The organism is Rhodocyclus tenuis (genome assembly GCF_014197755.1).
In the GTDB taxonomy this organism is placed as follows: domain Bacteria; phylum Pseudomonadota; class Gammaproteobacteria; order Burkholderiales; family Rhodocyclaceae; genus Rhodocyclus; species Rhodocyclus tenuis.
The window spans coordinates 552022-576846 of record NZ_JACIGE010000001.1 but is presented as its reverse complement, the minus strand read 5'-3'; the positions used below and the strand labels follow the sequence as shown (position 1 = coordinate 576846).

Below are 24825 nucleotides of genomic sequence, written 5' to 3'. Positions count from 1 at the left end.
AAAGTAGGTCACCGCCAGGCTCCCCCATACCAACCCAACGCCCTCCCCGCTATCCAGCGGCGAGGGCGTCGGCCGTCTACTGACATCCCCTCCCCAGCGACCGCCAGGCCACTCCTCACCGCAAACCTAACCTTAAACGCCCTGCGGTGCACCAGCGCACGCATCGATGTTAGTCGCCGGCATCAGCATCGCCCTGCTCGCTACCTAAGGCAGTTCCCCAAACGACTTGCTCCGAAGTTGCGCAGTACGCTCATTCGTGCGTCAGCACTGCTGCCCTGTGCAATTTCAGCCGTCCTCAGCCCGCTGCCAGTAGCTTCCGCTGCCTGGCGGTGCCAGGTGCGGGGTTCCGTCACGGTCAATCTGTGCAACGAAGGTTCGCCAGCTTCTGACGCCCTTCCGGTCGAGCTGCAGGCGCAGCAGCCAACCGGTGTTGTTCGCCTTGTCGCTGAAGCCGTCGAAGACGAAGTTGCCGAGGCTGTAGATGATCGGCTTGCCGCGGTATTTCTCGACATCCTGCGTCACGTGCGGATGCCCGCCGACGACAGCGTCGGCACCGGCATCGATCATCAGGCGCGCGAGCTGGCGTTGGCGCGGGCTGGCGAGCGCTTCGTTCTCCCAGCCCCAGTGCATGAACGGAATGACCAGATCGGCATGGTGGATGTCCCGAGCGCTGGCGATGTCGAGCCTGACCTGTTCGTCTTCGCTCCAGGCGATGCCCGGATGGTCGGCATCGGCTTCGAAGCTGCGCGGCAGGAATTCGTTGTAGGCCAATATGGCAATGCGCAGCCCCTTGCGCTCGATGAGCAACGGCTGGTGCGCCTGTTCAAGCGTGTGGCCGCCACCGAAGTAGTCGATGCCGGCGCGCTCCAGGTGCTGCAGCATTTCGCGGAACGCCACCGGGCCGTAGTCGCCGGAGTGGTTGTTGGCGAGGGCGAGCCCGTCGAAGTGCCGTTTCAGTGGTTTCAGTACCCGCGGATGAGCGCGGAAGACGTAGGTTTTCTTCGCCTCGGGCGTGCCTCCCCTGGCAATGACGCATTCGAGGTTGCCGATGCGGACGTCGGCGTCGTCGAGCACGCGGGCCACGTGCTCGAACGGGTCGCGGCCGCGGGCGATCGTTCGCCCGGGGGTTTCGGCGAGCATGATGTCGCCGACGATGAGCAGCGCGACGCTCTCCTCCGCTGCGGGCGTTTTGCTCTCCTTCTCCTCTGCGTCGCCATGCGGCGCCATGATTGCGCAAAAGCAAAACGCTGCCAGAAGTGTGCTCAGACGTGTTTGCTTCACGGCGCCTCCTCGCGCAGCGCGCAGGCATAACGGATCTCACGTCCCAGATCCGGGGAGTACAGCGAGACCTGTCCGCTCAAGGCGTCGACTGTCGGCGCAGTCGTCGCGACGGGGGCGCGGTAGTGGACTTCGTGGAGCAGCTCGGGTCGGCGTTTTGTCTGGTAGTAGGTGTAGAGCTTGATGTAGTCGACGTGCTGCTCATCGCCAATCACGACGGCCTTGAAACGGAACCGTTCGCTGATGTCGAGTGGCGCGACGCGGTAGGGGTTACTGACCGGGGCGAAGGTGTGGGTCTGCGAGCTCCCGTTCTGTTCGATCAGGCAGTGCAGGCGCGGCGACGCCTGCACTACCGGCGAGCATGGCAATCCGGCTAGGAGGAACGCGGCCAGCGCTGCCAGGTGCTGGCGCTCGGGATGAAGGCCGATTCGGCGCGGGGAAAGGGACACTTGCGGCCTCGCTTGCGTGTGGCGCCGGAACGGCGTTGATGCGAATAACGCGGTCGAGCGCAAGCGCTCGTCGCAAACGTCGATTCGGCTGCGTCCGCCGAGGCGGGCGCCACGGCTTGCGCGCGGGCTGCCCGCTGCGTCCGCCCGCCGGTTTTCCGCCGCCTGCCAGCCGGCTCGTCAGCGGAGCGCCGCCAACGCAGCGGCGTAGTCTGGCTCGTTGGCGATTTCCGGAACAAGTTCGCTGTGCACGACGCTGTCGTTTTCGTCGAGAACAACAACGGCGCGCGCGGCGATTCCTGCCAGCGGGCCGTTTTCCAGTGCAACGCCGTAGTCCTTAAGGAAAGCCGCGCCGCGCATGGTCGACAGCGTGACCACATTGGCCAGTCCTTCGGCACCGCAGAAGCGCGCCTGGGCGAAAGGCAGATCGGCGGAGATGCAGAGGACGACAGTGTTCGCGCAGTCATTCGCCTGCTGGTTGAAGCGGCGGACCGAGGTGGCACAGGTCGGCGTGTCGATGCTCGGGAAGATGTTGAGGATCTTGCGCTTGCCGCTGAAGTTGGCGAGCGTGATGTCGGCGAGGTCCTTGCCGACCAGCGAAAAGGTCGGCGCCCGATCGCCCTTTTTCGGGAATGTGCCGGCGACGTTGAAGGGGTTGCCGCCGAGGGTGACTGTGTTGGTCATGCTTTGCTCCAGGGTGGTTGTGATCAGGTAAATCGCGGGCCCGTATGTTGGCCGATATGCTGGGCATCCGACCCGGGGATTGACCAGGTTCCCCAACTTTCGAGGTCTTGAGGAGAACTTTGCCAAGCTTGCGGTCAGCGTAGCGGATTTGCGCGGGCGACTCAATCGCGCCTGGCGTACTTCGGCGGCGCGGAATTCGTTGGGCTCCGCGCTGGCTGCGCATATCATGTCTGGATTGTTCCGATGCACGCTCAGCGATGTCACTTGTTCCTCACCCAATTGTGGGCGCGTACGCTGCCCTGGCAAACTCCGCAGCCGGCGGCGGCTTGCGTAGCTGGTCGAGCACGGTTTTGCTCGGAAACGGGCTAGGTGCCTCGAGGTCGGGCACTCAGGCGCCTGGCCGATTGGAGACAGACGCATGAAGCTCGAACGCCTGCTGCAATCGCAGGGCTTTGGTAGCCGGCGTGAGTGTCGCGCGCGCGTGCTTGCCGGGCGCGTAACGCTCGATGGCGAGCCTGCTGACGATCCGGATGTCGAGTGTGACGAGCGCAGTTGCCGCTTCAGCGTCGATGGCGAGGACTGGCGCTACCGCGAGCGCGTGTATGTCGCATTGAACAAGCCGGCGGGCTACGAGTGTTCGCACCGGCCGCAGTTTCATCCGAGCGTTTTCTCGCTCTTGCCGACGGCCTTGCTATTGCGCGGTGTGCAGGCGGTGGGCCGCCTCGACGAGGATACGACCGGTCTGTTGCTGTTGTCTGACGACGGTCAGTTCATTCATGCCTACAGCTCGGGCAAGCGACAGGTGCCGAAAGTCTATGAGGTCACGGCCAAGCACGCGGTCAGTGACGAGCAGATTGCCGCCCTCCTCGCCGGCGTTGTCTTGCGTGACGAAGCGATAAGCGTTGCGGCGACGGCTTGCGAGCGTCTTGATGAACGACGCTTGCGCCTGACCGTAACCGAGGGCAAGTATCATCTGGTCAAGCGCATGGTGGCGGCGTCGGGCAACCGCGTCGAGGCGCTGCATCGGGTCGCGGTAGGCGGTTTCGTTCTGCCGGAGGCGCTGGCGTCGGGTCAGTGGGTTTGGGTCGACGCGACGACCTGTGCGCCTGAGCTGCCGTAGCTAGCGATGCGAAGCCTGCCGCCGCTGTGCCGCGCCTGGCCGGCGAACCTGCGGCGGTTGCTTTAGCGGGCGAAGTTGCTGCGGCGGCAGCCCGGTTTTTCGAATTCTTTCCATTTCGACTTTGCGGGAGTTGTCGTGACCCTGACCGAATTGCGCTACATCGCCATGCTGGCGCGCGAACGGCATTTCGGGCGTGCTGCCGAAAAGTGCCATGTCAGCCAGCCGACGCTGTCGGTGGCGGTGAAGAAGGTCGAGCAGCGCTACGGTGTCATCCTGTTCGAACGCTCGGCGACCGAGGTGCGACCGACGACGGTCGGCGAGCAGGTGGCGGCGCAGGCGGAGCGCGTTCTTGCCGAAGCGGGCAAGTTGCGCGAGATCACCGAACAGGGGCGCGATCCGCTTAACGGCCCGCTGCGCGTCGGCGTCATCTATACCATCGCGCCCTATTTGTTGCCGCGACTGATCCCGGCGCTGCATCGGCGCGCGCCGCGCATGCCGCTATATCTGCAGGAGAATTTCACGGCGAATCTGGTGCCGGAGTTGCGCCGCGGCGATCTCGACGTGATCGTCATCGCGACGCCGCTCGACGAGGCCGGGATCGTTACGCGTGCCATTTACGACGAACCGTTTTGTGTTGTCCTGCCGCCTGATCATCCGCTGGCGGCGCAGGCGACGATCGGGCGCGGGCAGATTGCCAGCGAGCAGTTGCTGTTGCTCGGCCATGGCAACTGTTTTCGCGATCAGGTGGTGCAGGCTTGTCCGCCGTCGCCACGTGATGGTGGTGACGATGGCGCCTACGAAGGCGGTTCGCTGGAGACGGTTCGGCACATGGTGGCCAGTGGCGCCGGTGTTTCGGTCGCGCCGGCGTCGGCGGCCGAAGCCTGGCAGCGTGACGAGACACTGCTGGTGGTGCGTCCCTTCGACGTGCCGGCACCGCAGCGGCGCGTCGTCATCGCCTGGCGGGCGAGCTTTCCGCGACCGCCGGCGATCGATGTGCTTTACGCAGCCATCGCCGACTCGCCGCCCCCCGGTGTTTGTCTGCTGCCGGCGCCACGGGGTCTGTCGAGATAGTTTTCGGCTATTGGCAGGATTGTTGCAATTGTCTTGAGCGATATGTGGAGCTTGCCTATGATGATGTCACTGCGCTGATTGTTCATTGGCGTGCTTTCGCAGGGCGTTCCGACGGCACGGAAACAGTTTGTGGCTCGAGGAGCGACCTGCCGGGTTATCTGGCGATAAGGAGGAACTGGCAATGAGCGATATGCGGGTCTGGCAATGTACGGAATGCGGCTACCTGTACGACGAGGCTGCGGGCGATGCCGAGCACGGGCTGGCGCCTGGAACACGCTGGCAGGATGTCCCGGAGGACTGGGTTTGCCCGGACTGCGGCATGGGCAAGTCGGGCTTTCTGATGGTCGAGGTTTGAGGCAAGGCCGCTCATCGAGGCGATGCCGTGGCACGGATCGGGAGGCCGGTGGCGGCACGCCGCTGTCGATGCAGAGCAAAACTATTTGGACGGAGAAATAATCATGGATATCGATATCGGTATTGAACAAGGTGTGCGTCGCGAGATCGCCGATGGCTTGTCGCGCGTGCTTGCCGACAGCTACACGCTGTACCTGAAGACGCACAACTATCACTGGAACGTCACCGGACCGATGTTCCAGACCCTGCATCTGTTGTTCGAAACGCAGTACACCGAACTGGCGCTGGCCGTCGATCTCGTTGCTGAACGCATCCGCGCGCTTGGCTTCCCAGCGCCCGGCTCGTACAGCGATTTCGCACGGCTGACGGTAATCAAGGAGCGTGCCGGCGTACCGAGCGCGCGCGAGATGATCGCCGATCTGGTGGCGGGTCAGGAAGCCGTCACGCGCACCGCACGCGGCCTGTTCCCGGTGGTCGATGCGGCGCACGACGAACCGACCGCCGATCTGCTGACGCAGCGCATGCAGGTGCATGAGAAGAACGCGTGGATGTTGCGCAGTCTGCTCGAGGGCTGAAGCGGTACGCCGGCCGGCGGGATACGTCGCGATCGGCCCGCAGCAATGAAGAAGGCGCCCGCGGGCGCCTTCTTCGCTTGTGAAGCGCCGCCGGAACGACGCTCAGTCGGTATCGGCCTTCTTCGTCGTGCGCCGTGCCGGACGCGTGCCCGCCGCGGCTTTCGCCGGCGCCTCGTCGTTGTCGGGCGTGGCGTCATCCTTCGCGGTTTTTCCTGCTTTCGCAGCGGCGGCCGGTTTCGGCGTCTTTTTCTCGAACTCGAAGCCGACCTTGCCGTCGGTGCCGCGCACGAGGAAAGCCGAGAACTTGCGCCGCGTGCGCGCCGAGACGAAATCCTTGAGCAGATCGGTACGCCCGGTGGCGAGCAGCTTTTCCATCTGCTCGCGTTCGACCGGCTGCTGCAGGATCAGCTTGCCCGAGCGGAAATCGCACTGCTTGGCCGGTCCAACCGACTTTTCGCAGACGTAGGCCATGCCGTTCTCGAAGACGCGTGAGCCGCACTTCGGGCAGGCACCGAGCGCGGTCTGCTCCGAGAAATCGACCTCCTCGGCAGTACCGTCCTCTCGCTCGCTGCCCTGACCGAAGTCGAATTCGGGCGCGTTGTCGGCGTTGAGGCGGATGCTGGCAGCAAAAGGCCGTCCCATCTTGTTGCGGAATCCGGTGAGCGGACCGACTTGGCGGTCGCTGAGCAAGGTTTCGATTTCGGCCGGTTCGAACTGGCGACCGGCGACGATCTTCCATAGCGCGTAGTCGCAGCCCTGGCACTGGAATTTCTTGTAGGTTTCCTTGATCAGGCCACCGCATTTCGGACACGGCGTCGTCAGTTCGCCGAAGTCGCCGGGGATGGTGTCGCTGTCGTGGCTCTTGGCGCGTTCGACGATGCGCCGCGTCATCTCGGCGATCTCCTGCATGAAGGTGTCGCGCGACATCTCGCCGCGCTCCATGCGCGCGAGTTTCCACTCCCATTCGCCGGTCAGTTCGGCGGCGGTCAGTTCGGGAATGCCGAGGCCGTCGAGCAGGGTCATCAGCGAGAAGGCCTTGGCGGTCGGCTGCAGTTCGCGGCCTTCGCGCAGGATGTACTGCTCGGTGATCAGGTTTTCGATGATTTGCGCGCGCGTTGCCGGCGTGCCGAGGCCGCGGCCGGCCATCGCCGCGCGCAGTTCCTCGTCGTCGACGGTCTTGCCAGCGCCTTCCATGGCCGAGAGCAAGGTTGCTTCCGAGTAGCGCGCCGGCGGCCGCGTCGTGCCGGCATTGATTTCGACATCGTCGGTGCTGACGATTTCATTCGGCGCGACGGCGACCAGATTGCCCTCTTCGCCCTCCTGCCCTTCCCTGCCGTAGACGGTGAGCCAGCCGGGGTTGATCAGGACCTTGCCTTCGGTCTTGAACGGCTCGCCTTCGACGCGCGTGATGCGCGTCGTCACCAGATGCTCGGCCGCCGGATAGAACACGGCGAGGAAGCGCTTGACGACCATGTCGTAGAGCTTCTGCTCGGGTTCGGACAAGGACTTCGGCGCCTGCTGCGTCGGGATGATCGCGAAGTGGTCGGAGATCTTGGCGTTGTTGAAGATACGCTTGTTCGGCACGACCCACTTTTTGGCGCGGATGGTGTGCGCGAAGCCGCCGTAGCGATTGGCCAGCGTTGCTTCGTCCTCGAACATGGCGAGTGTCGCGTCGACCGTGCCGAGGTAGTCCTCGGGCAGCGCGCGCGCGTCGGTTCGTGGGTAGGTCAGCACCTTGTGCTTTTCGTACAGCGCCTGTGCCAGACCGAGCGTCATCTTGGCGGAGAAGCCGAAGCGGCCGTTGGCCTCGCGCTGCAGGCTGGTCAGGTCGTAGAGCAGCGGCGACAGCTGTGTTGTCGGCTTGGCTTCCTCGCTGACCTGGCCGGGCTTGCCGCGGCAGCGCTCGGCGAGTTCGCGTGCTTTCGCTTCGTCCCAGACGCGGTCGGCGCGCAGCACCTCGTCTTCTTCGCTCTTGCTGCGGCTGAACTTCTCGTCGAACCACTTGCCGCGGTACTCACCGGCGGCACAGCCGAAAACGCCCTCGACTTCCCAGTAGGCGCGTGGCTGGAAGCGGCGGATTTTCGCTTCTCGCTGCACCATCAGTGCCAGCGTCGGCGTCTGCACGCGGCCGACGGTGGTCAGGTGGAAGCCGCCAGTCTTCGAATTGAAGGCGGTCATCGCGCGCGTGCCGTTGATGCCGACCAGCCAGTCAGACTCGGAGCGGCTGACGGCGGCGTCGGCCAGACCCTGCATCTCGCTGCTTGAACGCAGCCGGGCGAAGCCTTCGCGGATCGCCGGCTGCGTCATCGACTGCAGCCACAGGCGTTCGACCGGTTTGGCGGTCTTTGCGTGCTCGGCGATGTAGTTGAAGATCAGTTCACCCTCGCGGCCCGCGTCGCAGGCGTTGATCAGTGCGCTGACGTCCTTGCGCTTGATCAGGCGGGTGAGCAGCTTGAGCCGCGGCTCGCTCTTCTCGATCGGCTTCAGTGCGAAGTGCGGCGGGATCACCGGCAGATGGGCGAAGGACCATTTGCCGCGCTTGACCTCGTATTCTTCCGGGCAGGCGAGTTCGAGCAGGTGGCCGATGGCCGAGGAGATGACGTAATCGTCACGCTCGAAATAGTCGTCATGGCGCGTGAAGCCGCCGAGCGCGCGCGCGATGTCGGCGGCGACGGAGGGCTTTTCGGCGATGATCAGTTTCTTGCTCATTGAGTGCTTGGCCCGGTATGGCGACGCCGCAGGACGGGCGTCAGGTGGGAGATGGCGGCCTGCCGATCTCGGGTGCGGGGCATGATAAGAGGACGGTGCGCCGCTTGGCAAGCGCCCGGCATGGCCGGGAATTGAGGGGCTGGTGCGGTGTCGGGCGGTGTGGGGGTAGAGGATCGGCGCTGCGTCTAGTGCAGCAGCGCTGCTTCCGTATCGGAGAGCAATTCCTCGACGATCAGCGGTTCGAGGTTTGCCTCGCGGCTCCACAAGACCATCAGCACGATGATCTTGAATTTGTCGATCGGCACCGGTTCGTCGTCGAGTGCCAGCCCGCGATCGATGATCAGTTCGCGCAATGCCGGCGTGATGACTGCGGCCTGCTCGAGGAAGATGACGAAATCGAGGCAGTCGCTCCCGAGCCGCGAGCATTCTTCGTCGGTGTAGACGCGCAGCGAACGCGGATCGCAGACGAAGTCAGCCATCCGCGCCATCTTCAGACCGTCTAGCCAGTCGAGCGCGACGCTGATTTCACCGTCCTCGAAGCCGGCGGCGTTCAGGCTGCGCGCGAGCGCTTCCGGCGCCGGTTGGGCGTCCAGGTCGTGGTAGTTCTCAAAGAGGTAGACGAGGATGTCGATCATGGCAATCAGGTTTCAGGCAGGCGCTGGTAACGCCCACCGGGCAGGCTGGCGACGCGTCCGGCGAGTTCCAGTTGCAGCAGGATCACGGAAAGCCGCTCAGCCGTCAAGCCGCTGCTTTGCGCCAGCGCGTCGAGCGCACACGGTCCGTGGCCCAGCGCTGCCAGCAGACGCTGCTCGTCGGCGTCTGCGGCTTCCGCCGTGACCGGCCCCTTGCGCGTCGGGATATGCACGTGCCAGGCGAGCTCTTCGAGGACGTCGTTGGCGGTTTCGACGAGTTTGGCGCCCTGGCGCAACAACTGGTGGCAGCCGCGCGCCTGCGGCGAGTGGATCGACCCGGGGATGGCAAAGACCTCGCGGCCCTGTTCGCCGGCAAGCTTGGCGGTGATCAGTGAGCCACTTTCGACGGCCGCTTCGACGACCAACACGCCGCGCGCGATGCCGGCGATGAGGCGATTACGGCGCGGGAAGTTGGCCGGCAGTGGTGGCGTACCGAGCGGGTATTCGGAGACGATCGCGCCCTGCTCCGCAATTGCGCTTGCCAGTGCGTGATTGCGCGCCGGATAGAGGCGATCGATGCCGGTGCCGATGAAGGCCAGCGTGTCGCCACCCGCGGCGAGCGCGCCGCGATGTGCGCCACCGTCGATGCCGAGCGCGAGGCCGCTGACGATGCTGAGGCCGGCGCCAGCGAGCGCCGCGGCGAACTGCTCGGCGGTCTTTTCGCCGGCCGGCGTGGCGTTGCGGCTGCCGACGATCGCCAGCGCTGGCCGGTTGAGCAGCTCAAGGCGGCCGCGTACGTAGAGCAGCGTCGGCGGGTCGGCGATTTCGAGCAGGGCCTGCGGATAGTCGGCATCGCCAAGAACGACGATATGCCGGTCATCGCCACCTTCGCGCCAGGCCAGCGCCGCAGCGATGGCAGCAGCGCTGTCACTGGTGAGCAGGCGCTGCGTTGCTGCACTGCCGATGACAGCTGCGAGCGCGCTGTGGCCGGCGGCAAAGACCGCCGGTGCCGGGCCGAAGGCGGCGAGCAGCCGGCGTTGCGTCTCGCCGCCGATGCCGGGGGCCAGCGTCAGTTGCAGCCAGTCGGCGAGCCCGGCTGGAGCGCTCATTTTATGGTGTGCGCAGGTAGTCGTTGACCGTGACCGGGCCGTTGGATTGCAGCACAAGCGCGTAGGAAATGCGCTCGAAGCAGCGGAAAACGAAAGCCAGTCCGTAACGCTCTTCGGGAACCTTGACCCGTTCCTTGCGCCCTTCGTCATTGCGCTGTACGACGACACGATTGCGTTGCAGGCTGAGCACGTGGCCGATTTCAAGCCCGTCCTGCAGGCCCTTGTTGAGCGCGATGATCGAGAAGCGGCCGGCTTCGTTCACGCCGCCGTAGATCGAGATGACGCGTCCGTCGACGGCCTGCTCGGGCTTGTGCGGGACGTAGTTGATCAGCGGTGGTGGCGTAGCGGGTACGAGCCGATCGCCACGGCCGATTTCTTCCTTGAAGGTGACGATCTCGAAGATCGCCGGCGTGCCCGGTTCGAGCTGGCGCGCCGTACCGAGGTAGAAGGCTTCGAAGCCGAGCGTGTCCTTGGTTTCGGGATCGCGTAGCGGACGTCCGCGGCGATAGACCTGCCACATGTCGACGTCGGCCGCCGCGCCTTCGACGTAGGCGAGATCGCCGGTGGCGAGGAAGACGCGATCCTGTTGCGTGGCGACGATACGCGGTGCGTCGTCAAGTTGCCCCTGCTCGATGACAAGCGGTGCCGATAGGAAGGGGTTGATGACGTTTGGCGGGATGCTCGGGATCGGCTGAGTCAGTTGTTGGCCGTAGATCTTCGGTTCTGCGCGCGCATTCTCGATGCGCAGGCGCGGCGTTCCGTCGCTGTCGCGCTCGAGGACGATGATGTCTCCGGGGTAGATGCGGTGCGGGTTGCGGATTTGCTCGCGGTTCAGGCGCCACAGTTCCGGCCAGCGCCAGGGCTGTTGGAGGAATTTTCCGGAAATTCCCCACAACGTGTCGCCGGGGACGACGATGTGGCGCGCCGGCGGGTTGTCGGTCAGCGCCAGAGGCGGCTCGACGGCAAGGCAAAAGCTGCTGGCGAGAAAGAGAAGGAGCGCGGAAAGAAAACGGTTCATCGTGTTATCCTCATACCGGCCGCTGGCCGGAAATCGCCGCCGGAATCCGGCGCCGGGATTGCGCAGAGTTTTTACTGCAAGGTGTTCGCGCAGCAACACGGTCCTGTAGCAGCTCCGTCCAGCCCCGTTCTTTTCAACGCCCTGTTCGAGCGCCGGCGATGCTTTCTGGTAAGTCGGTCTGCCGGCGTCCGATCGCTTTCGCGCCTGCAGTCTTCGCCAGCAAGTCAATACGTTTGCCGGAAACCCGGAATACTGTCTGTGGTCTGAAGCTCCATTCCGCAGCGCCAGCGGGAATCAGCCAGACGGCGGCGTCAGGCCGGCGCGAATGCGGGAGGAAGCGCGTTTTTTCAAGGCATTGCGCTGGATTCTGCACAACCTTCTTTATTCGATCAAGCATTATATGGCTCTCCTGTCCATCCTCCGTTATCCCGATCCGCGGCTGAAGACAGTCGCCCGTCCCATCGAGACGATCGATGATGCCCTGCGCCGCCTGGTCAGCGACATGGCTGAAACCATGTACGAGGCGCCGGGTATCGGTCTGGCGGCAACGCAGGTCGATGTGCATCGTCGTCTGATCGTCATCGATACCTCCGAGACCAAGGACAATCTGCTGGTGCTCATCAACCCCGAGATCATCGAGCGCAGCCCGGTCATGCAATTGTGTGAAGAGGGCTGTCTGTCGCTGCCGGGCGTCTACGACAAGGTCGAGCGTGCCGAGAGCGTTGTCGTCAGCCATCTTGATCTTGACGGCCAGCAGCAGACCTTCACCGCCGAGGGCTTGCTTGCTGTCTGTGTGCAGCATGAGCTGGAGCATCTGGAGGGGCGGGTTTTCATCGAGAATCTTTCCTTGCTCAAGCAGACGCGGGCGCGCGCCAGACTGGCGAAGTTTTGCAAGCGCGCACGGATCACGGCATGAGGATCGTTTTCGCCGGGACGCCGGAGTTTGCGGCGGAGGCCCTGCGCGCGCTGCTTGCCGCCGGGCACGAGGTGGCACTGGTATTGACGCAGCCGGATCGCCCGTCGGGCCGCGGTCTGGCGCTGAAGCCTTCGCCAGTCAAGGCGGTGGCGCTGGCAGCGGGGATCGAAGTCTTTCAGCCACAGACACTCAAGGATCCCGGCGCGCAGGCACGTTTGCGCGAGATTGGCGCTGATCTGATGGTGGTGGCCGCCTACGGCCTGATTCTTCCGCCGCCGGTTCTGGATACGCCGCGTCTCGGTTGTATCAACATCCATGCCTCGCTGCTGCCGCGCTGGCGCGGCGCGGCGCCGATCCAGCGCGCGCTGCTCGCCGGTGACAACGAGACCGGCATTTCAATCATGCAGATGGAAGCCGGGCTGGATACCGGCCCGGTACTGCTCGGTGAGTCGCTGCTGATCGCTGCCGACGAGACGACCGGTTCACTGCACGACAGGCTCGCTGCGCTTGGCGGGCGCCTGATTGTCGAAGCGCTCGCCGCCCTGCCCTTGGCGGCAAAAGCCCAGCCGGAACAAGGTGTTACCTACGCAGCGAAGATCGGCAAGAGCGAAGCGGCGATCGACTGGTCTTTGCCCGCGCTCGAGATCGAGCGCCAGGTGCGTGCTTTCAACCCGGCGCCGGGTGCGGTGTTCACGCTGGATGGCGCGCCGGTCAAGGTCTGGCGCGCGCGCGCGCAGGACGTGTCCGGCGCTGCGCCGGGAACGGTGCTCGCAGCCGATCGTGAGGGCATTCTCGTCGCCTGCGGCGGCGGCGCGCTGCTTCTGCTCGAACTGCAGAAAGCGGGTGGCAAGCGACTGGGCGCGGCGCAGTTCCTCGCCGGCACTCCCGTTTCGGTCGGCGCGCAGCTTCTGCCGCTGTCCGCTCGCGACTAAGCGTCTCTCGCGCTCTGGGGCTGCACCCCGGCGCTGCACTGCCTGGCTTGTGCCGCCGCCTTGGTCGGCGCATGCGGCGATTCCCCTTGCTGCGCTTTCATTCGTTCGGCCTCGGAGCGGGGGCCAGACTTCATTTCTGCGTCCTTGCCCCGATTCTTTCCGGCGTCTTCGGTGCCAACATCGGCGGCACGCCGGTAATGTTGCTGGTCTTGCTGTTCGGCGGTGCGCTGAATTTCTACGCGATGGTGCGTGAGTTGGCGCAGCCCGCGTGAACTGCGTGACGTGATGGCGCACGGAACTGGCGCACGTCGCCCATTGCGACATCCTTGTTTCGACGATCTTGGCGACGCGATGGCCGGCGCCATTTCGGCGCTGGCCAATTTCGCGATGCTTTTCCCTGCTCGCGAAGACGAAGGGGCGGCCGACCAATGCGGTCGCCGGGCCTCACGCTGGCACTCCTGGCGCCCTCTTGACAGCGTCGCTGGTCCAGTTTGCGATCTCGCGTTCCCGCGAGTTCGAGGCCGATCGTGGCGGCGCCGAGATCGCGGGTGGTCCGGCGGTGCTGGCCGACGCGCTCGGGATAATCGAAGCCTGCGCTCGCGGCATCAGCTTCCTCGTCGCTGAGGCGCATCCGGCAACGGCGCAGATGATGATCAGCAACCCTTTGCGCGGGGCGTCGGCCGTTTGGTCAGTACGCCCCCGGCGATTGCCGAACGTGTCAGCCGTCTGCGCGCGCTGGCCTCGGGGCGTCGCGACTATGGCTTTCTTTGCCATGTCGGCGCTTGGCGCTTCTGGTGCTGGTCGCGGCGGATGTTTCACGTGAAACGCCGTCCGCAGTTTTGTTTCACGTGGAACGAGTCGGCAGGCAGCTAGCGATCGTCCCGGCTCGCGTCCGGGTGGCTGCGCAGGCCTTGCTGCAGCAGTCCGGCCAGCCGGTAACCGGACCACGCGACACGCTGCGCGGCTGTCCTGCGAGCGCGCTCGTTGAATCTCGCCGTGATCGTCGGTGGCTCGACCTTGTCCGCGGGGTAGGCTTCGTCGCGAGCGACGGCAAGGCTCTCGTCAAGCCACTGCTTAAGGCGGCCAGCTGGCGCTGGCGGCGGATGCTCGGCGACGATGCCTTGTGCGGCGAGAACGAGCGTGCTGCCGCGCAGCCACGGCGGTCCCGGCAGCTCGTCCCAGTAGCGGTGCAGGCTGCCGATGTGTCGCCGGGCGACGAAGGGGTTGTCGACAAGCAGCGCATTGCCGCCGTCGTCACTGCGTCCGCGCTCGTCAAACCTGCTGCCGACGTGCAGCGGCTGGTGCGCGTCGGCGACGAGATGAATCAGCCAGGGCAAGGCCCAGGCTCGCCGCCGGGCGTCGGCATTCCTGTCGCCGACGATGTGGATCATGCGCTCAAGCTGACGCGGTAGTTCGCCGTCCGTTGCTGCGCCGGATCGGCTGCCGCTGAGCGGCCGATCAACATAATGCCAGTCGCGGTGTCGGAGCGTGTCGGGAAAACCCGGCAGCAGCGCCGTCGGCGCTTCCTCTTCTGCATGAAAGCGCGGGTCGCGGCGCAACTCGTCGGCCCAGGTTGAAGCCTCGACAAAGGCAGCCAGGTCCGGGTCGGCGTCGCGCGCGCGTGCCAGCCAGCGCGAATGGTCCGGGTGCAGGCGTAGCAGAACTGCGACGTGCTGGCGCGTCATCAGGTCGAGCGACTGCCAGGCGATGTAGGCGCAGAGCCGATGGCCAGCAGCGTTCCACGCCTGTGCGGCAGGTGCGATGAGGATGCCGCAGATGAGCAGTGCGGCGCCGAGGCGGCGTTGCAGAAATGCGGCCAGAGTCGGCCATGATGGCAGCGCGCGCGCAATCTTTCCGGGCCGCTGGTGGCAACATGGTGCGGCGATGCGCAACCGCGGCGGCGCAGTGTCGCCGGCAGAAGGTGTTGCCGCCGAGCGGCGCGGCGCGGCGAGATTGGGCTGGCAGGACGGCATCGCCGCATTATCGCTGAAGGTCTGCCGTGGTGAGGCCGCCAGTCTCGGGCAGAGGGCATGATAAACTGCCCGACCAACTCAACTTCTGGAAATTCAGGCCCTTGGCTTCTCTCCGTCCAGCGCCCTCTCGCGCCGCCTCCGCCGACCCCGCCTCGGCCGCGGCAACCGTTGTTCCGGTCGCCGCGAACGCTTCGCCATCGCCGCGTGCCGGGCTTGCCGAGGGGCTGAACGCCTCTTCCGCTGCGCCGGGCCAGGCGCAGAAAACGCCGCAGCGCCGCGTCCGTGTCGCGCGCGCCGGCGCTACGGATCTGGCGCCCGCGGCACCGCGAAAAGCTGCGCCGGCCGATGGCGCCAGCGATGCTCTGCCGCCGTTCCCCCCCGATTCGCTCGCTGCCAGCCTCTGGCTGGCAGCGCGGGCGGTTGCCGCGGTGCTCGAAGGGCGTAGTCTGGATGTCGGACTGGCATGCCTGAAGGCGCCGCCGGCAGCGGCGCGGCCGGCGGCGCAGGACGCCGCCTATGGCGCACTGCGCCGCTTTGCCTGGGGCGACCTCATTCTCGCGCGTCTGCTCAGTACGCCGCTGAAGGCCATCGAAGTTCGCGCGCTGCTGCTGGTGGCGCTGTATCGCCTGGAAACGCGTCCGGAAGCCGCGCACACGGTGGTCAATCAGGCGGTGGTCGCCGCCGCGGAGCTCGCAGGCGGGGCTTTTCGCGGCCTCGTCAATGGCGTGCTGCGCAACTACCTGCGTCAGCGTGAGTCCCTACTGGCAGCCGCCGCGGCCGATCCGGAAGCGGCGAGTCAGCATCCGCGCTGGTGGCTGGAAAAGCTGCAGCGCGCTTATCCGCGGGAGTGGCAGGCCATCGTTGCTGCCGGCAACACGCAGCCGCCGATGTGCCTGCGTGTCAATCGGCGACTGGCCGGGCGCGACGCATACGCAGCCGAACTCGCCGAAGCGGGTATCGAAGCGCGGCCTGTCGGAGTGGATGGTCTGCTGCTGGCGCATCCGCAGGCGGTCGAGTCGCTGCCTGGGTTCGCCACGGGGCGCGTCTCGGTGCAGGATGCCGGCGCGCAACGCGCCGCGCAGATACTCGATCCCGCGCCCGGTGCCCGCGTTCTCGACGTCTGTGCGGCGCCCGGCGGCAAGAGCGCGCATCTGCTCGAGCGCGCCGATCTCGACCTGCTGGCGCTCGACATCGACGCCGCGCGCTTGCGTCGCGTCGATGCGACGCTGGCGCGCCTGGGATTGCAAGCCGCAACACGCGTCGCCGACGGCAGCGTGCCGGTTCGCGCGGGCGCCGCCGGCAGCTGGTGGGACGGACGCCCGTTCGATGCCATTCTGGTCGATGCGCCCTGCTCTGCTTCGGGCGTCGTCCGCCGCCATCCCGACGCCAAGTGGTTGCGCCGGATCGGCGACGTACGCGCCCTGCTCGGCGTGCAGGCAGCCATCCTCGACGCGGTCTGGCCGCTGCTGCGTCCCGGCGGCAAACTGTTGTATGCCACCTGTTCGGTCTTTCCGGAGGAGAATGGCGCCCAGATCGACGCCTTCCTCCATCGCCACGCCGATGCCGGGCGCGAACTGGAGGAGCGGCTGCTGCCGCTGGCGGAACACGACGGGTTCTACTATGCGCTTGTGCGGAAGACTGTTTAGGTCACTGCTCGCCGGCAGCCTGCTGCTGCTGGCGAGCTATGCCGCGCTGGCCGCGTCCTCGAGCGAAGTCGAGGTGAGGAATCCGCAACTGGTCGCCGCCGACGATGGCTGGAGTCTCTCGGCCGATTTTTCCTTCGATTTCAATGCCCGTCTCGAAGAGGCGGTGACGCGCGGCGTCATCCTCTACTTCGTCGTCGACTTTGATCTGGCGCGGACGCGCTGGTACTGGCTGGACGACAAGGTGGCCAGCCGCAGTCAGACCTTTCGCCTCTCCTACCATGCGCTGACGCGCCAGTACCGCCTGTCGACCGGTGCCCTGCACCAGAACTTCGCGACGCTCGACGAAGCGCTGCGCATGTTGTCGCGCCTGCGCAACTGGCAGGTACTCGACAAGGCCGCCGTACGCAATGACGAAACCTATCTGGCCAGCCTGCGCATGCGCCTCGATCTGTCGCAGATGCCGAAGACCTTCCAGGTCAGCGCCTTGGCTAATCGCGACTGGAGCCTGTCTTCCGACTGGGTGCGCTGGAGCTTCGCGCCGGCCGACAGTCGCGCTGCCGATGCGCGTGCCACGAGTGACTGGCGCGGCAATGCCGAAGGAAGGCTGCTCGGCGAGGCGCGATGAAATATCTCGTCATCGTCGCCGCCGCTTTCGGCGGCATCCTGCTCTTCCTGCTCGCCTCGGCGAGCGCCAATACGGCCTTGTTCGCCAGCCATTACCCGTGGCTGCTCGGTCTCAACGCGATCGTCGCGCTGGCGCTGCTCGGTCTGGTCGGCTGGCAGTTGCGCACGCTGTGGCGCGAACACCGCGCCAAGGTTTTCGGTTCGCGGCTGAAACTGCGCCTGATGCTGCTCTTCGGCCTGATGGCGGTGGTTCCGGGGGCGCTGGTCTATTCGGTTTCGGTACAGTTTCTCACCAAGAGCATCGAAACCTGGTTCGACGTGCGCGTCGAAAAGGCGCTCGAATCGGGCCTCGACCTCGGTCGCAGTGCGCTTGATTACCTGCTTGTCGATCTCACCGAGAAGGGCCGCTCGATGGCGCTTGAGCTCGGCGACCAGCCCGATGCCAAGCGCCCGGCGATGCTCAACCGCTTGCGCGAGCAGGCCGGCGTGCAGACGGCGGCGCTCTTTTCCGCCAGCGGCCAGCTGCTCGCCAGTTCGAGCGGCGAGCTTGCTTCGTCGCGGCCGCCGTTGCCGACGCCGGCGCAACTGCGCCAGGCGCGGGCGGCTCCCGGCCACTCGCTGATCGAAGGCGAAGCCGGACACGAACTGCTGCTGCGCGCGCTACTGCCCGTCGTCGGTCGCGGTCTCGGCGAGGAGCCGCGCATCCTGCAGCTGACGCAGGATGCGCCCGCCTCGCTGGCGCAGAACGCCGAAAGCGTGCAGGCGGTGTATCGCGACTATCAGGAACTCTCGCTCGGGCGTGAAGGCCTGACGCGCATCTACGCGATGACGCTGACCCTGACCGTGCTGCTGGCCCTGTTTGGCGCCTTCGCGCTGGCTTTCGTGCTCGCGCGCCGCCTGTCGGCGCCGCTGTCGATCCTCGCCGAAGGCACGCAGGCCGTCGCCGCCGGCGACTTCACGCCGCGTCAGGCGATCTACAGCCGCGACGAACTCGGCGTGCTGACGCAATCGTTCAACCGCATGACGCGCCAGTTGGACGACGCGCGCCGCGAAACCGAACGCCACCGCGCCGAAGTTGAATCGGCGCGCGCCTACCTCGAATCGATCCTCGCCAACCTGTCGGCCGGCGTGCTCGTCTTTGACCGTCGTTTCCTGCTGCGTACCGCCAATCAGGGCGCGCGCTCGATGCTTGCCGACGAGTTTGCCGGCATGATCGGCGAAGGCGTCGACAGCTGGCCGCGGCAGAAAGCGCTCGGCCGTGCCGTGCGCGAGGCCTTTGCCGAGCACGGCGAGAAGGAGTGGCAGATGCAGATCGAGCTCGACCGCGCCGGCGCTCAGCCGCAGGTCCTGCTGTTGCGTGGCACCGAATTGCCGGAGGCCAGCGGTGGCGGCTACGTCGCCGTCTTTGACGACATCACCCGGCTGATCGCGGCGCAGCGCAGCGCCGCCTGGGGCGAAGTGGCGCGTCGTCTGGCGCACGAGATCAAGAATCCGCTGACGCCGATCCAGTTGTCCGCCGAACGCCTGCGCATGAAGCTCGCCGACCGCGTTTTCGGCGCCGACGCCGAGGCGCTGGAACGGTCGACGCAGACCATCGTCAATCAGGTGCAGGCGATGAAGCGTATGGTCGACGATTTCCGCGATTACGCACGCATGCCGGCGCCCGAGCTGGCGTCGGTCGACCTCAACGCACTGGTTGGCGAGGTGCTCGGTCTCTACGAAACCTCGCGCGCCGAAATCGACGTCGCGCTTGCCGAATACCTGCCGGCGGTCGTCGGCGACGCGACGCAGATGCGCCAGATCATCCACAACCTGCTGCGCAACGCCGAAGACGCGCAGGAGGCGGAAGCCGAGCCCTGGATTGCCATCTCGACGCGTCTGGTCGACGGATTCGCCGAGCTGTGCGTCGCCGATCGCGGTCCCGGCTTCCCCGCCGAAATCCTGGCGCGCGCCTTCGAACCCTATGTCACCACCAAGGCGCGCGGTACCGGTCTCGGGCTGGCCATCGTCAAGAAGATCGTCGACGAGCACCACGGCCAGATCCACATCGCCAACCGCCAGCCGAATGGCGCCGACGTCTGTATCCGCTTGCCGCTGGCTGGTGCGGCATCCCACGCTTTACTCACCGTCTCACCTTCCTCCCCCGAGAGCTGAACATGGCGCAAATCCTGGTCGTCGATGACGAAATCGGCATTCGCGAGCTTCTCTCCGAAATTCTGGCCGACGAAGGGCATTCGGTCCGGCTTGCCGAGAACGCTGCCGCCGCCCGCCGCGTGCGCGGCGAGATGCGCCCCGATCTGGTCCTGCTCGACATCTGGATGCCCGACACCGACGGTGTCTCGCTGCTCAAGGAGTGGTCAGGAGCAGGCTTGCTGACCATGCCGGTGGTGATGATGTCCGGTCACGGCACGATCGATACCGCCGTCGAGGCGACGCGCATCGGCGCGACCGACTTTCTCGAAAAGCCGATCGCGTTGCAGAAGCTGCTGGCGACGGTCAAGAAAGCGCTGAAAGGCCCGGTCGCGCCACAGAAGCGGCCGCTCACCCTCGAAGCTTTCGCGCGCTCGCCGCTGCTCAAGGACCTCAAGCGCCGGCTCGAGCAGGCGGCGGCACGCACGCCGGTGCTGCTGCTGCGCAGCACCTCCGGCAGCATCGCCGAGATCTGCGCGCGTACGCTGCACACGCGCAACATGCCCTGGCTCGACCTCTCGGCAACGAGCTCGCCGCTGACCCGCGAAATGCTCGAGAACGCCAGCGGCGGCCTGCTGTTCGTCGCCGATCTGGCGGCGCTCGGCCGACTGCAGCAGATGAACCTCGCCTTCGCGCTTGAGCGTCTGGAAAAGAACAAGCTGCAGCTGATCGCGGCGACAACCCGGCCGCTGCCGGCGCTCGCCGAAGCCGGCTGGGACGCCAGCGTGCTCGCCCGCCTCGGCGAGGTGTGGGTGGCGCTGCCGCAGCTGGCCGGTCATGCCGACGAGGTGCCGGAAATCGCCGTGCTGCTGCTCTCGCATCTGGCCGAACGCGGCGAAGCGCCGCTGCGCCAGTTTTCCAGCGGCGCACTGAACGTTCTGCGCATGCACGGCTGGCCGGGCGACTGGGCCGAGCTGATGGCGACGGTGAAGAACCTGGCGCTGTCGGCGCTCGAAGACGAGATCAGCATCGAGGACGTGACGCGCGTGTTGCAGCCCGACGGGCCGCCGCCGGCACCGGCGCCGGCCCTGCCGCTGCTCGACCAGCCGCTGCGCGAGGCGCGCGAGGATTTCGAGCGCATCTACTTCGAGCATCACCTGCGCCGCGAAGGCGGCAACATGACGCGTGTTGCCGAACGCACCGGCCTTGAGCGGACGCACCTCTACCGCAAGCTGAAGCAGCTCGGTCTCAACCTCGCACGGCGCGGCGAGGAATAGACGTCTTTCCCGGAGCGAAGCGCAAGCGCTTCGGCCGAACCTTTCTCGAATTCATACAGCGCAGATTCGCATGAAGATCGTCATTCTCGGTGCCGGGCAGGTCGGCGGAAGCGTCGCCGAAGGGCTGGTGTCCGAAAACAACGACATCACCATCGTCGATACCGACGCGGTGCGCCTGCGCTATCTGCAGGACCGCCACGATCTGCGCACGGTGGTCGGTGACGCCTCGCTGCCCTCGGTGTTGCGCGAGGCCGGCATCGCCGATGCCGATCTGCTGATCGCGGTGACGCAGAGCGATCCGACCAATCTGGTTGCCTGTACCGTCGCCCAGCGTCTGTTCAACGTGCCGACGCGTATCGCGCGCCTGCGCTCGCGCGACTTCCTCGCCAGCGAAACCCTGCTCGCGCCGGAAAACTTCGCCGTGGACTACGCGCTGTGTCCCGAGCAGGTGATTACCTCCTACATCGTCCGCCTGGTCGAGTTTCCCGAGGCCTTGCAGGTGCTGTCCTTCGCGCGCGGCCGCGTGGCACTGGTCGGCGTGCGCGCCTACGCCGGCGGCCTGCTGGTCGGCAAGCCGATCAAGGAGATGCGTCGCCACCTCAAGCCGGGAATCGACGCCCGGATCGCTGCCATCTACCGCCGCGACCAGGCCTTGACGCCGACCGGCGAGACGCATGTCGAAGACGGCGACGAGGTGTTCCTGCTGGCTGCCGATGAACATATCCGCCCGATCATGTGCGAGATGCGTCGCATGCTGACGCCGGTGCGGCGGGTGGTCATCGCCGGCGGCGGCGCCATTGGACTGCGCGTCGCACAGGCGCTTGAGCGCGACTACCAGATCAAGCTGATCGAGTATTCGGCAGCACGTGCCGAGCGCGTTGCCGCGACCCTGCGACGGACACTGGTGCTGCAGGGCGATGCTACCGACGGCGAGTTGCTGCAGCAGGAGGCGATCGACGAAACCGATCTGTTCCTCGCGCTGACCAACGACGACGAAGACAACATCATGGCCGCGTCGCAAGCCAAGCAGCTCGGCTGCCAGCGCGTGCTGGCGCTGATCAACCGGCGCGCCTACGCCGATCTGGTGCAGGGCGGGCCGATCGACATCGCCCTGTCGCCGGCGCAGATATCGATCGGCGAACTGCTCGCCCATGTGCGCCGCGGCGATGTGGCTCAGGTCCATGTGTTGCGCCGCGGTGCGGCCGAGGCGCTTGAAGTGGTGGTGCACGGCGACCGCGCCAGTTCGCGGGTGGTCGGCCGCCGTATCGCCGAGTTGCCGCCCATCCCCGGCGCAACTGTGGCGGCAATCGTCCGTGGTCTCAACGGCAGCGAGCCCGTCGTTGCCAGTAGCGAGCCGTCTGCCGAGCAGGAACAGCAGGGTGAGGTGCTGATTGCGCATCGCGACGTCGTCATCGCAAGCGGCGATCACGTCATCGTTTTCTGCCTGAACAAGAAGGTGGTCAAGAAAGTCGAGCAACTGTTCGCCGTCGGCTTCCACTTCTTCTGAGGCCGGGCGAAATGCTGCGCTACTTTCCGGTCTTTCGCGTCTGGTCACTGTTCCTGCTGATTTTCGGCAGCACCATGTTCGTGCCAATGGCGCTCTCGTACTTTCTCGACGACGGGGCACTGCCGTCCTTCGCCAGCGCCATCGCGCTGACGACTGGCGGCGGCGTCGTTCTCTGGCTGGCGACGCGCGATCATCACCGCGATCTGACCACGCGCGACGGATTCCTGATGATTTCGCTGGTGTGGGCCGGTCTGCCTGCCTTCGCTGCCTTGCCGCTGCTTTTCTACTTGCCGATCGACATGGCCGACGCCTATTTCGAGGCGGTATCGGGGCTGACCGCCAGCGGCGCCACCGTGCTCTCGGGACTCGACGCAATGCCGCCGTCGATCAACTTCTGGCGCACGCAGATGGTCTGGCTGGGCGGCATGGGACTGATCGTGCTGGCGGTGGCGATTCTGCCGATGCTCGGCATCGGCGGCCGGCAGATGTTCAAGTCGGAAGTGCCCGGACCGATGAAGGACGCCAAGCTGACGCCGCGCATGGGCGAAACGGCGAAGGGCCTGTGGCGTATCTACGTCCTGATCACGCTGGTCTGCGCACTGGCCTACGCGCTGGCGGGAATGACGCCGCTCGACGCGGTGATGCATGCCTTTTCGACCGTCGCGCTCGGTGGCTTCTCCAGTCACGATGCCAGTTTTGCCTACTGGGACTCGCCGCTGATCGAGGCGATCGCGATCTTCTTCATGCTCGTGTCGAGCATCAACTACGCAGCGCACTTCCTCGCCCTGAGCGGGCGCTCACTGCGCCCCTACCGACGCGACCCGGAGGCGCGCTACGTGATCCTGGTCCTCGCCGTCAGCGTCGTCGGCATTGCTGCGCTGCTGCGCTACGAGGAAGTCTATCTGAGCTTCGTCGAGGCCTTGCGTTACTCGGCGTTCAACGTCGTCTCGGTGGCGACGACGACCGGCTTCGCCAACATCGACTACGCGCAGTGGCCGTTCTTCGCGCCCTTGTGGATGCTCTTCCTGTGTTCCTTTGTCACCAGCGCCGGTTCTACCGGTGGCGGCATCAAGATGATGCGGGCGCTGATCCTCTACAAACAGGTCTATCGCGAACTGGTGCGTGCGCTGCACCCGACGGCCGTTTATCCGGTCAAGATCGGCGGCATGGCAACGCCGGACGCGGTGCTCTTCGCCGTGCTTGGCTACGGTTTCATGTACATGGTCAGCATCACCTCGATGACCCTGTTGTTGTCCTTTTCCGGACTGGACATCGTCACCGCCTTCTCGGCGGTTGCCGCCAGCATCAACAACACCGGGCCGGGGCTCGGGCAGGTCGGGCCGGCGGGTAACTTCGGCGTGCTTTCGGCCTTCCAGACTTCGGTGTGCACCTTCGCGATGCTGCTTGGTCGCCTCGAAATCTTCGCTTTACTGGTCGTTCTGACGCCAGCCTTCTGGCGCAAGTAGACCATTCCAGAGGATAATTCGGCCCTTTCGCCAATCCGTCTCTCGTCTTTCGTTCATACGCCTTTTCGCGGAGCTTTCCATGACTCGACCCCGCAACGACAATTTCCTGCGCGCACTGCTCAAAGAGCCGACCGACCATACGCCTCTCTGGCTGATGCGTCAGGCTGGCCGTTACCTGCCCGAGTATTGCGAAACCCGCAAGCGCGCCGGCAGCTTCCTCAACCTGTGCAAGAACCCGGGTCTCGCCTGTGAAGTGACGCTGCAGCCGCTCGCCCGTTACAACCTCGATGCGGCGATTCTCTTCTCCGACATCCTCACCGTCCCTGACGCGATGGGCCTCGGCCTCTACTTCGCCGAGGGCGAAGGTCCGAAGTTCGAGCGGCCGCTGCGCGAAGAGTGGGCGATCCGCGATCTGGCCGTGCCGGACCCCTACACGCACCTCAAGTACGTCATGGACGGCGTTTCCGAAATCCGTCGCGCGCTGAACAACTCGGTGCCGTTGATCGGCTTCTCGGGCAGCCCGTACACGCTGTCGTGCTACATGGTCGAAGGCGGTTCCTCCGACGACTACCGCAACGTCAAGACGATGATCTACGACCGTCCTGACCTGATGCACCACATCCTGTCGGTGACCGCCGATTCGGTGACCTCGTACCTCAACGCGCAGATCGAATCCGGCGCGCAAGCCGTGATGATCTTCGACTCGTGGGGTGGCGGCCTGTCGGCAGCGGCCTACCAGGAATTCTCGCTGCAATACATGCAGCGCATCGTCGACGGACTGATCAAGGAAAAGGACGGCCAGCGCATTCCGTCGATCGTGTTCACCAAGGGTGGCGGTCTGTGGCTCGAATCGATCGCCGCCATCGGCTGCGACGCGGTCGGCCTCGACTGGACGATCGACATCGGCGAAGCGCGTCGTCGCGTCGGCGACAAGGTCGCGCTGCAGGGCAACCTCGACCCGAACGTGCTCTTCGCGTCGCCCGAGAAGATTGCCGTCGAAGCGAAGAAGGTGCTCGACAGCTACGGCCCCGGCGACACCGGCCACGTCTTCAACCTCGGCCACGGCATCTCGCAATTCACGCCGCCCGATCACGTGACGGCGCTGGTCGAAACGGTGCATAGCTACAGCAAGGAACTGCGCGCCAAGGCAGTCTGACGCATCTTTATCCAGCGACTTATGCACAGAAGTCGCCGGCGTCTCACGCATCAGCAGCAACGCTTTGAAAATCAGCGGCTTATAACTAAGCCGCTGATTTTATTGCCTTATTGTTTGGCGTTGTTTTCTTGCGGCGCAAGTGAATGACAGACGACCGCCACATCCCGGCGCACCGCCCGGCTTTCATCCACAAAGTTATCCA

General features: G+C 65.6%; 24 protein-coding genes. 15 read left to right on the top strand and 9 right to left on the bottom strand.

Going from position 1 to position 24825, the window contains the following annotated elements; translation table 11 throughout:
- Nucleotides 1-285: 285 nt before the first annotated feature.
- The 3 genes from GGD90_RS02655 to tpx form a co-directional block, all read right to left on the bottom strand.
- On the bottom strand, nucleotides 286-1281 hold the full coding sequence (locus GGD90_RS02655; RefSeq protein ID WP_228273598.1) for a CapA family protein: 996 nt from the start codon (nucleotides 1279-1281) through the stop codon (nucleotides 286-288).
- Nucleotides 1278-1727, bottom strand: a complete 450-nt coding sequence (locus GGD90_RS02650; protein WP_200384514.1) for a hypothetical protein — start codon at nucleotides 1725-1727, stop codon at nucleotides 1278-1280. The genes GGD90_RS02655 and GGD90_RS02650 overlap by 4 nt, the downstream gene beginning before the upstream one ends.
- Before the next feature lie 177 nt (nucleotides 1728-1904).
- The gene (gene tpx / locus GGD90_RS02645) at nucleotides 1905-2408 is read right to left on the bottom strand and encodes a thiol peroxidase (RefSeq protein ID WP_153114852.1); all 504 of its coding nucleotides are present in this window, start codon (nucleotides 2406-2408) and stop codon (nucleotides 1905-1907) included.
- Nucleotides 2409-2826: 418 nt separating this feature from the next.
- Here tpx and GGD90_RS02640 point away from each other — a divergent pair, with 418 nt between their 5' ends.
- The 4 genes from GGD90_RS02640 to GGD90_RS02625 all read left to right on the top strand — a co-directional run bounded on the left by GGD90_RS02640 (nucleotide 2827) and on the right by GGD90_RS02625 (nucleotide 5528).
- The gene (locus GGD90_RS02640) at nucleotides 2827-3528 is read left to right on the top strand and encodes a pseudouridine synthase (RefSeq protein WP_153114853.1); all 702 of its coding nucleotides are present in this window, start codon (nucleotides 2827-2829) and stop codon (nucleotides 3526-3528) included.
- A gap of 135 nt (nucleotides 3529-3663) precedes the next feature.
- A complete protein-coding gene (locus tag GGD90_RS02635; RefSeq protein ID WP_153114854.1) occupies nucleotides 3664-4599 on the top strand; it encodes a hydrogen peroxide-inducible genes activator in 936 nt (311 codons plus the stop codon).
- A gap of 181 nt (nucleotides 4600-4780) precedes the next feature.
- A complete protein-coding gene (locus GGD90_RS02630) occupies nucleotides 4781-4954 on the top strand; it encodes a rubredoxin (protein ID WP_184414900.1) in 174 nt (57 codons plus the stop codon).
- Between the two features lie 103 nt (nucleotides 4955-5057).
- Nucleotides 5058-5528, top strand: a complete 471-nt coding sequence (locus tag GGD90_RS02625; protein WP_153114855.1) for a Dps family protein — start codon at nucleotides 5058-5060, stop codon at nucleotides 5526-5528.
- A 102-nt stretch (nucleotides 5529-5630) separates the two neighbouring features.
- Here the strand turns inward: GGD90_RS02625 and GGD90_RS02620 are convergent, their stop codons facing one another.
- The 5 genes from GGD90_RS02620 to GGD90_RS02600 all read right to left on the bottom strand — a co-directional run bounded on the left by GGD90_RS02620 (nucleotide 5631) and on the right by GGD90_RS02600 (nucleotide 11393).
- Nucleotides 5631-8237, bottom strand: coding sequence for a DNA topoisomerase III (locus tag GGD90_RS02620; RefSeq protein ID WP_153114856.1), 2607 nt, complete (start codon nucleotides 8235-8237; stop codon nucleotides 5631-5633).
- 185 nt (nucleotides 8238-8422) lie between these two features.
- Complete coding sequence (locus GGD90_RS02615) at nucleotides 8423-8872, bottom strand: Smg family protein (RefSeq protein WP_153114857.1); 450 nt, start codon at nucleotides 8870-8872, stop codon at nucleotides 8423-8425.
- Between the two features lie 5 nt (nucleotides 8873-8877).
- Nucleotides 8878-9978: a DNA-processing protein DprA gene (gene dprA / locus GGD90_RS02610; protein WP_153114858.1), complete on the bottom strand. Its 1101-nt coding sequence runs from the start codon at nucleotides 9976-9978 to the stop codon at nucleotides 8878-8880.
- A 1-nt stretch (nucleotide 9979) separates the two neighbouring features.
- Nucleotides 9980-10996, bottom strand: coding sequence for a LysM peptidoglycan-binding domain-containing protein (locus GGD90_RS02605; protein WP_153114859.1), 1017 nt, complete (start codon nucleotides 10994-10996; stop codon nucleotides 9980-9982).
- A 133-nt stretch (nucleotides 10997-11129) separates the two neighbouring features.
- Nucleotides 11130-11393 carry a hypothetical protein gene (locus tag GGD90_RS02600; RefSeq protein ID WP_153114860.1) on the bottom strand — a complete coding sequence of 88 codons (264 nt, stop codon included), beginning with the start codon at nucleotides 11391-11393 and terminating at the stop codon, nucleotides 11130-11132.
- A gap of 3 nt (nucleotides 11394-11396) precedes the next feature.
- Between GGD90_RS02600 and def the strand changes: the two genes are divergently transcribed.
- The 4 genes from def (at nucleotide 11397) to GGD90_RS02580 (ending at nucleotide 13667) form a co-directional block, all read left to right on the top strand.
- Complete coding sequence (gene def / locus GGD90_RS02595) at nucleotides 11397-11912, top strand: peptide deformylase (protein WP_153114861.1); 516 nt, start codon at nucleotides 11397-11399, stop codon at nucleotides 11910-11912.
- Complete coding sequence (fmt, locus tag GGD90_RS02590) at nucleotides 11909-12844, top strand: methionyl-tRNA formyltransferase (protein WP_153114862.1); 936 nt, start codon at nucleotides 11909-11911, stop codon at nucleotides 12842-12844. Before def ends, fmt begins: the two co-directional genes overlap by 4 nt.
- 86 nt (nucleotides 12845-12930) lie before the next feature.
- Nucleotides 12931-13116 (top strand): hypothetical protein, encoded by a 186-nt coding sequence (locus tag GGD90_RS02585; RefSeq protein WP_153114863.1) that lies wholly within the window; start codon nucleotides 12931-12933, stop codon nucleotides 13114-13116.
- Nucleotides 13117-13184: 68 nt separating this feature from the next.
- Nucleotides 13185-13667: a M48 family metallopeptidase gene (locus tag GGD90_RS02580; protein ID WP_233448460.1), complete on the top strand. Its 483-nt coding sequence runs from the start codon at nucleotides 13185-13187 to the stop codon at nucleotides 13665-13667.
- Between the two features lie 46 nt (nucleotides 13668-13713).
- Here the strand turns inward: GGD90_RS02580 and GGD90_RS02575 are convergent, their stop codons facing one another.
- Entirely contained in the window at nucleotides 13714-14817 is a 1104-nt protein-coding gene (locus GGD90_RS02575; protein ID WP_153114865.1) for a S1/P1 nuclease, read from the bottom strand.
- 101 nt (nucleotides 14818-14918) lie between these two features.
- Here GGD90_RS02575 and rsmB point away from each other — a divergent pair, with 101 nt between their 5' ends.
- The 7 genes from rsmB to hemE all read left to right on the top strand — a co-directional run bounded on the left by rsmB (nucleotide 14919) and on the right by hemE (nucleotide 24623).
- Complete coding sequence (gene rsmB / locus GGD90_RS02570) at nucleotides 14919-16463, top strand: 16S rRNA (cytosine(967)-C(5))-methyltransferase RsmB (RefSeq protein ID WP_228273599.1); 1545 nt, start codon at nucleotides 14919-14921, stop codon at nucleotides 16461-16463.
- Nucleotides 16438-17088, top strand: a complete 651-nt coding sequence (locus GGD90_RS02565) for a DUF4390 domain-containing protein (RefSeq protein ID WP_184414899.1) — start codon at nucleotides 16438-16440, stop codon at nucleotides 17086-17088. The genes rsmB and GGD90_RS02565 overlap by 26 nt, the downstream gene beginning before the upstream one ends.
- Nucleotides 17085-19241 carry an ATP-binding protein gene (locus GGD90_RS02560; protein ID WP_153114866.1) on the top strand — a complete coding sequence of 719 codons (2157 nt, stop codon included), beginning with the start codon at nucleotides 17085-17087 and terminating at the stop codon, nucleotides 19239-19241. The genes GGD90_RS02565 and GGD90_RS02560 overlap by 4 nt, the downstream gene beginning before the upstream one ends.
- A 2-nt stretch (nucleotides 19242-19243) precedes the next feature.
- Nucleotides 19244-20494: a sigma-54-dependent transcriptional regulator gene (locus GGD90_RS02555; protein WP_153114867.1), complete on the top strand. Its 1251-nt coding sequence runs from the start codon at nucleotides 19244-19246 to the stop codon at nucleotides 20492-20494.
- 70 nt (nucleotides 20495-20564) lie between these two features.
- Nucleotides 20565-22001 carry a Trk system potassium transporter TrkA gene (gene trkA, locus GGD90_RS02550; protein WP_153114868.1) on the top strand — a complete coding sequence of 479 codons (1437 nt, stop codon included), beginning with the start codon at nucleotides 20565-20567 and terminating at the stop codon, nucleotides 21999-22001.
- 11 nt (nucleotides 22002-22012) lie between these two features.
- Nucleotides 22013-23467 (top strand): TrkH family potassium uptake protein, encoded by a 1455-nt coding sequence (locus GGD90_RS02545; protein WP_153114869.1) that lies wholly within the window; start codon nucleotides 22013-22015, stop codon nucleotides 23465-23467.
- A 79-nt stretch (nucleotides 23468-23546) separates the two neighbouring features.
- Complete coding sequence (gene hemE, locus GGD90_RS02540) at nucleotides 23547-24623, top strand: uroporphyrinogen decarboxylase (RefSeq protein WP_153114870.1); 1077 nt, start codon at nucleotides 23547-23549, stop codon at nucleotides 24621-24623.
- Nucleotides 24624-24825 lie beyond the last annotated feature (202 nt).

Coding starts and splice junctions, on each gene's coding strand:
- GGD90_RS02600 (WP_153114860.1), bottom strand. CDS start 11,393: ATGCTTGATCGAATAAAGAAGGTTGTGCAGAATCCAGCGCAATGCCTT.
- GGD90_RS02545 (WP_153114869.1), top strand. CDS start 22,013: ATGCTGCGCTACTTTCCGGTCTTTCGCGTCTGGTCACTGTTCCTGCTG.
- GGD90_RS02640 (WP_153114853.1), top strand. CDS start 2,827: ATGAAGCTCGAACGCCTGCTGCAATCGCAGGGCTTTGGTAGCCGGCGT.
- trkA (WP_153114868.1), top strand. CDS start 20,565: ATGAAGATCGTCATTCTCGGTGCCGGGCAGGTCGGCGGAAGCGTCGCC.
- GGD90_RS02575 (WP_153114865.1), bottom strand. CDS start 14,817: ATGCCGTCCTGCCAGCCCAATCTCGCCGCGCCGCGCCGCTCGGCGGCA.
- def (WP_153114861.1), top strand. CDS start 11,397: ATGGCTCTCCTGTCCATCCTCCGTTATCCCGATCCGCGGCTGAAGACA.
- GGD90_RS02630 (WP_184414900.1), top strand. CDS start 4,781: ATGAGCGATATGCGGGTCTGGCAATGTACGGAATGCGGCTACCTGTAC.
- hemE (WP_153114870.1), top strand. CDS start 23,547: ATGACTCGACCCCGCAACGACAATTTCCTGCGCGCACTGCTCAAAGAG.
- GGD90_RS02620 (WP_153114856.1), bottom strand. CDS start 8,237: ATGAGCAAGAAACTGATCATCGCCGAAAAGCCCTCCGTCGCCGCCGAC.
- fmt (WP_153114862.1), top strand. CDS start 11,909: ATGAGGATCGTTTTCGCCGGGACGCCGGAGTTTGCGGCGGAGGCCCTG.
- GGD90_RS02605 (WP_153114859.1), bottom strand. CDS start 10,996: ATGAACCGTTTTCTTTCCGCGCTCCTTCTCTTTCTCGCCAGCAGCTTT.
- GGD90_RS02615 (WP_153114857.1), bottom strand. CDS start 8,872: ATGATCGACATCCTCGTCTACCTCTTTGAGAACTACCACGACCTGGAC.
- dprA (WP_153114858.1), bottom strand. CDS start 9,978: ATGAGCGCTCCAGCCGGGCTCGCCGACTGGCTGCAACTGACGCTGGCC.
- GGD90_RS02565 (WP_184414899.1), top strand. CDS start 16,438: ATGCGCTTGTGCGGAAGACTGTTTAGGTCACTGCTCGCCGGCAGCCTG.
- tpx (WP_153114852.1), bottom strand. CDS start 2,408: ATGACCAACACAGTCACCCTCGGCGGCAACCCCTTCAACGTCGCCGGC.
- GGD90_RS02625 (WP_153114855.1), top strand. CDS start 5,058: ATGGATATCGATATCGGTATTGAACAAGGTGTGCGTCGCGAGATCGCC.
- GGD90_RS02555 (WP_153114867.1), top strand. CDS start 19,244: ATGGCGCAAATCCTGGTCGTCGATGACGAAATCGGCATTCGCGAGCTT.
- GGD90_RS02560 (WP_153114866.1), top strand. CDS start 17,085: ATGAAATATCTCGTCATCGTCGCCGCCGCTTTCGGCGGCATCCTGCTC.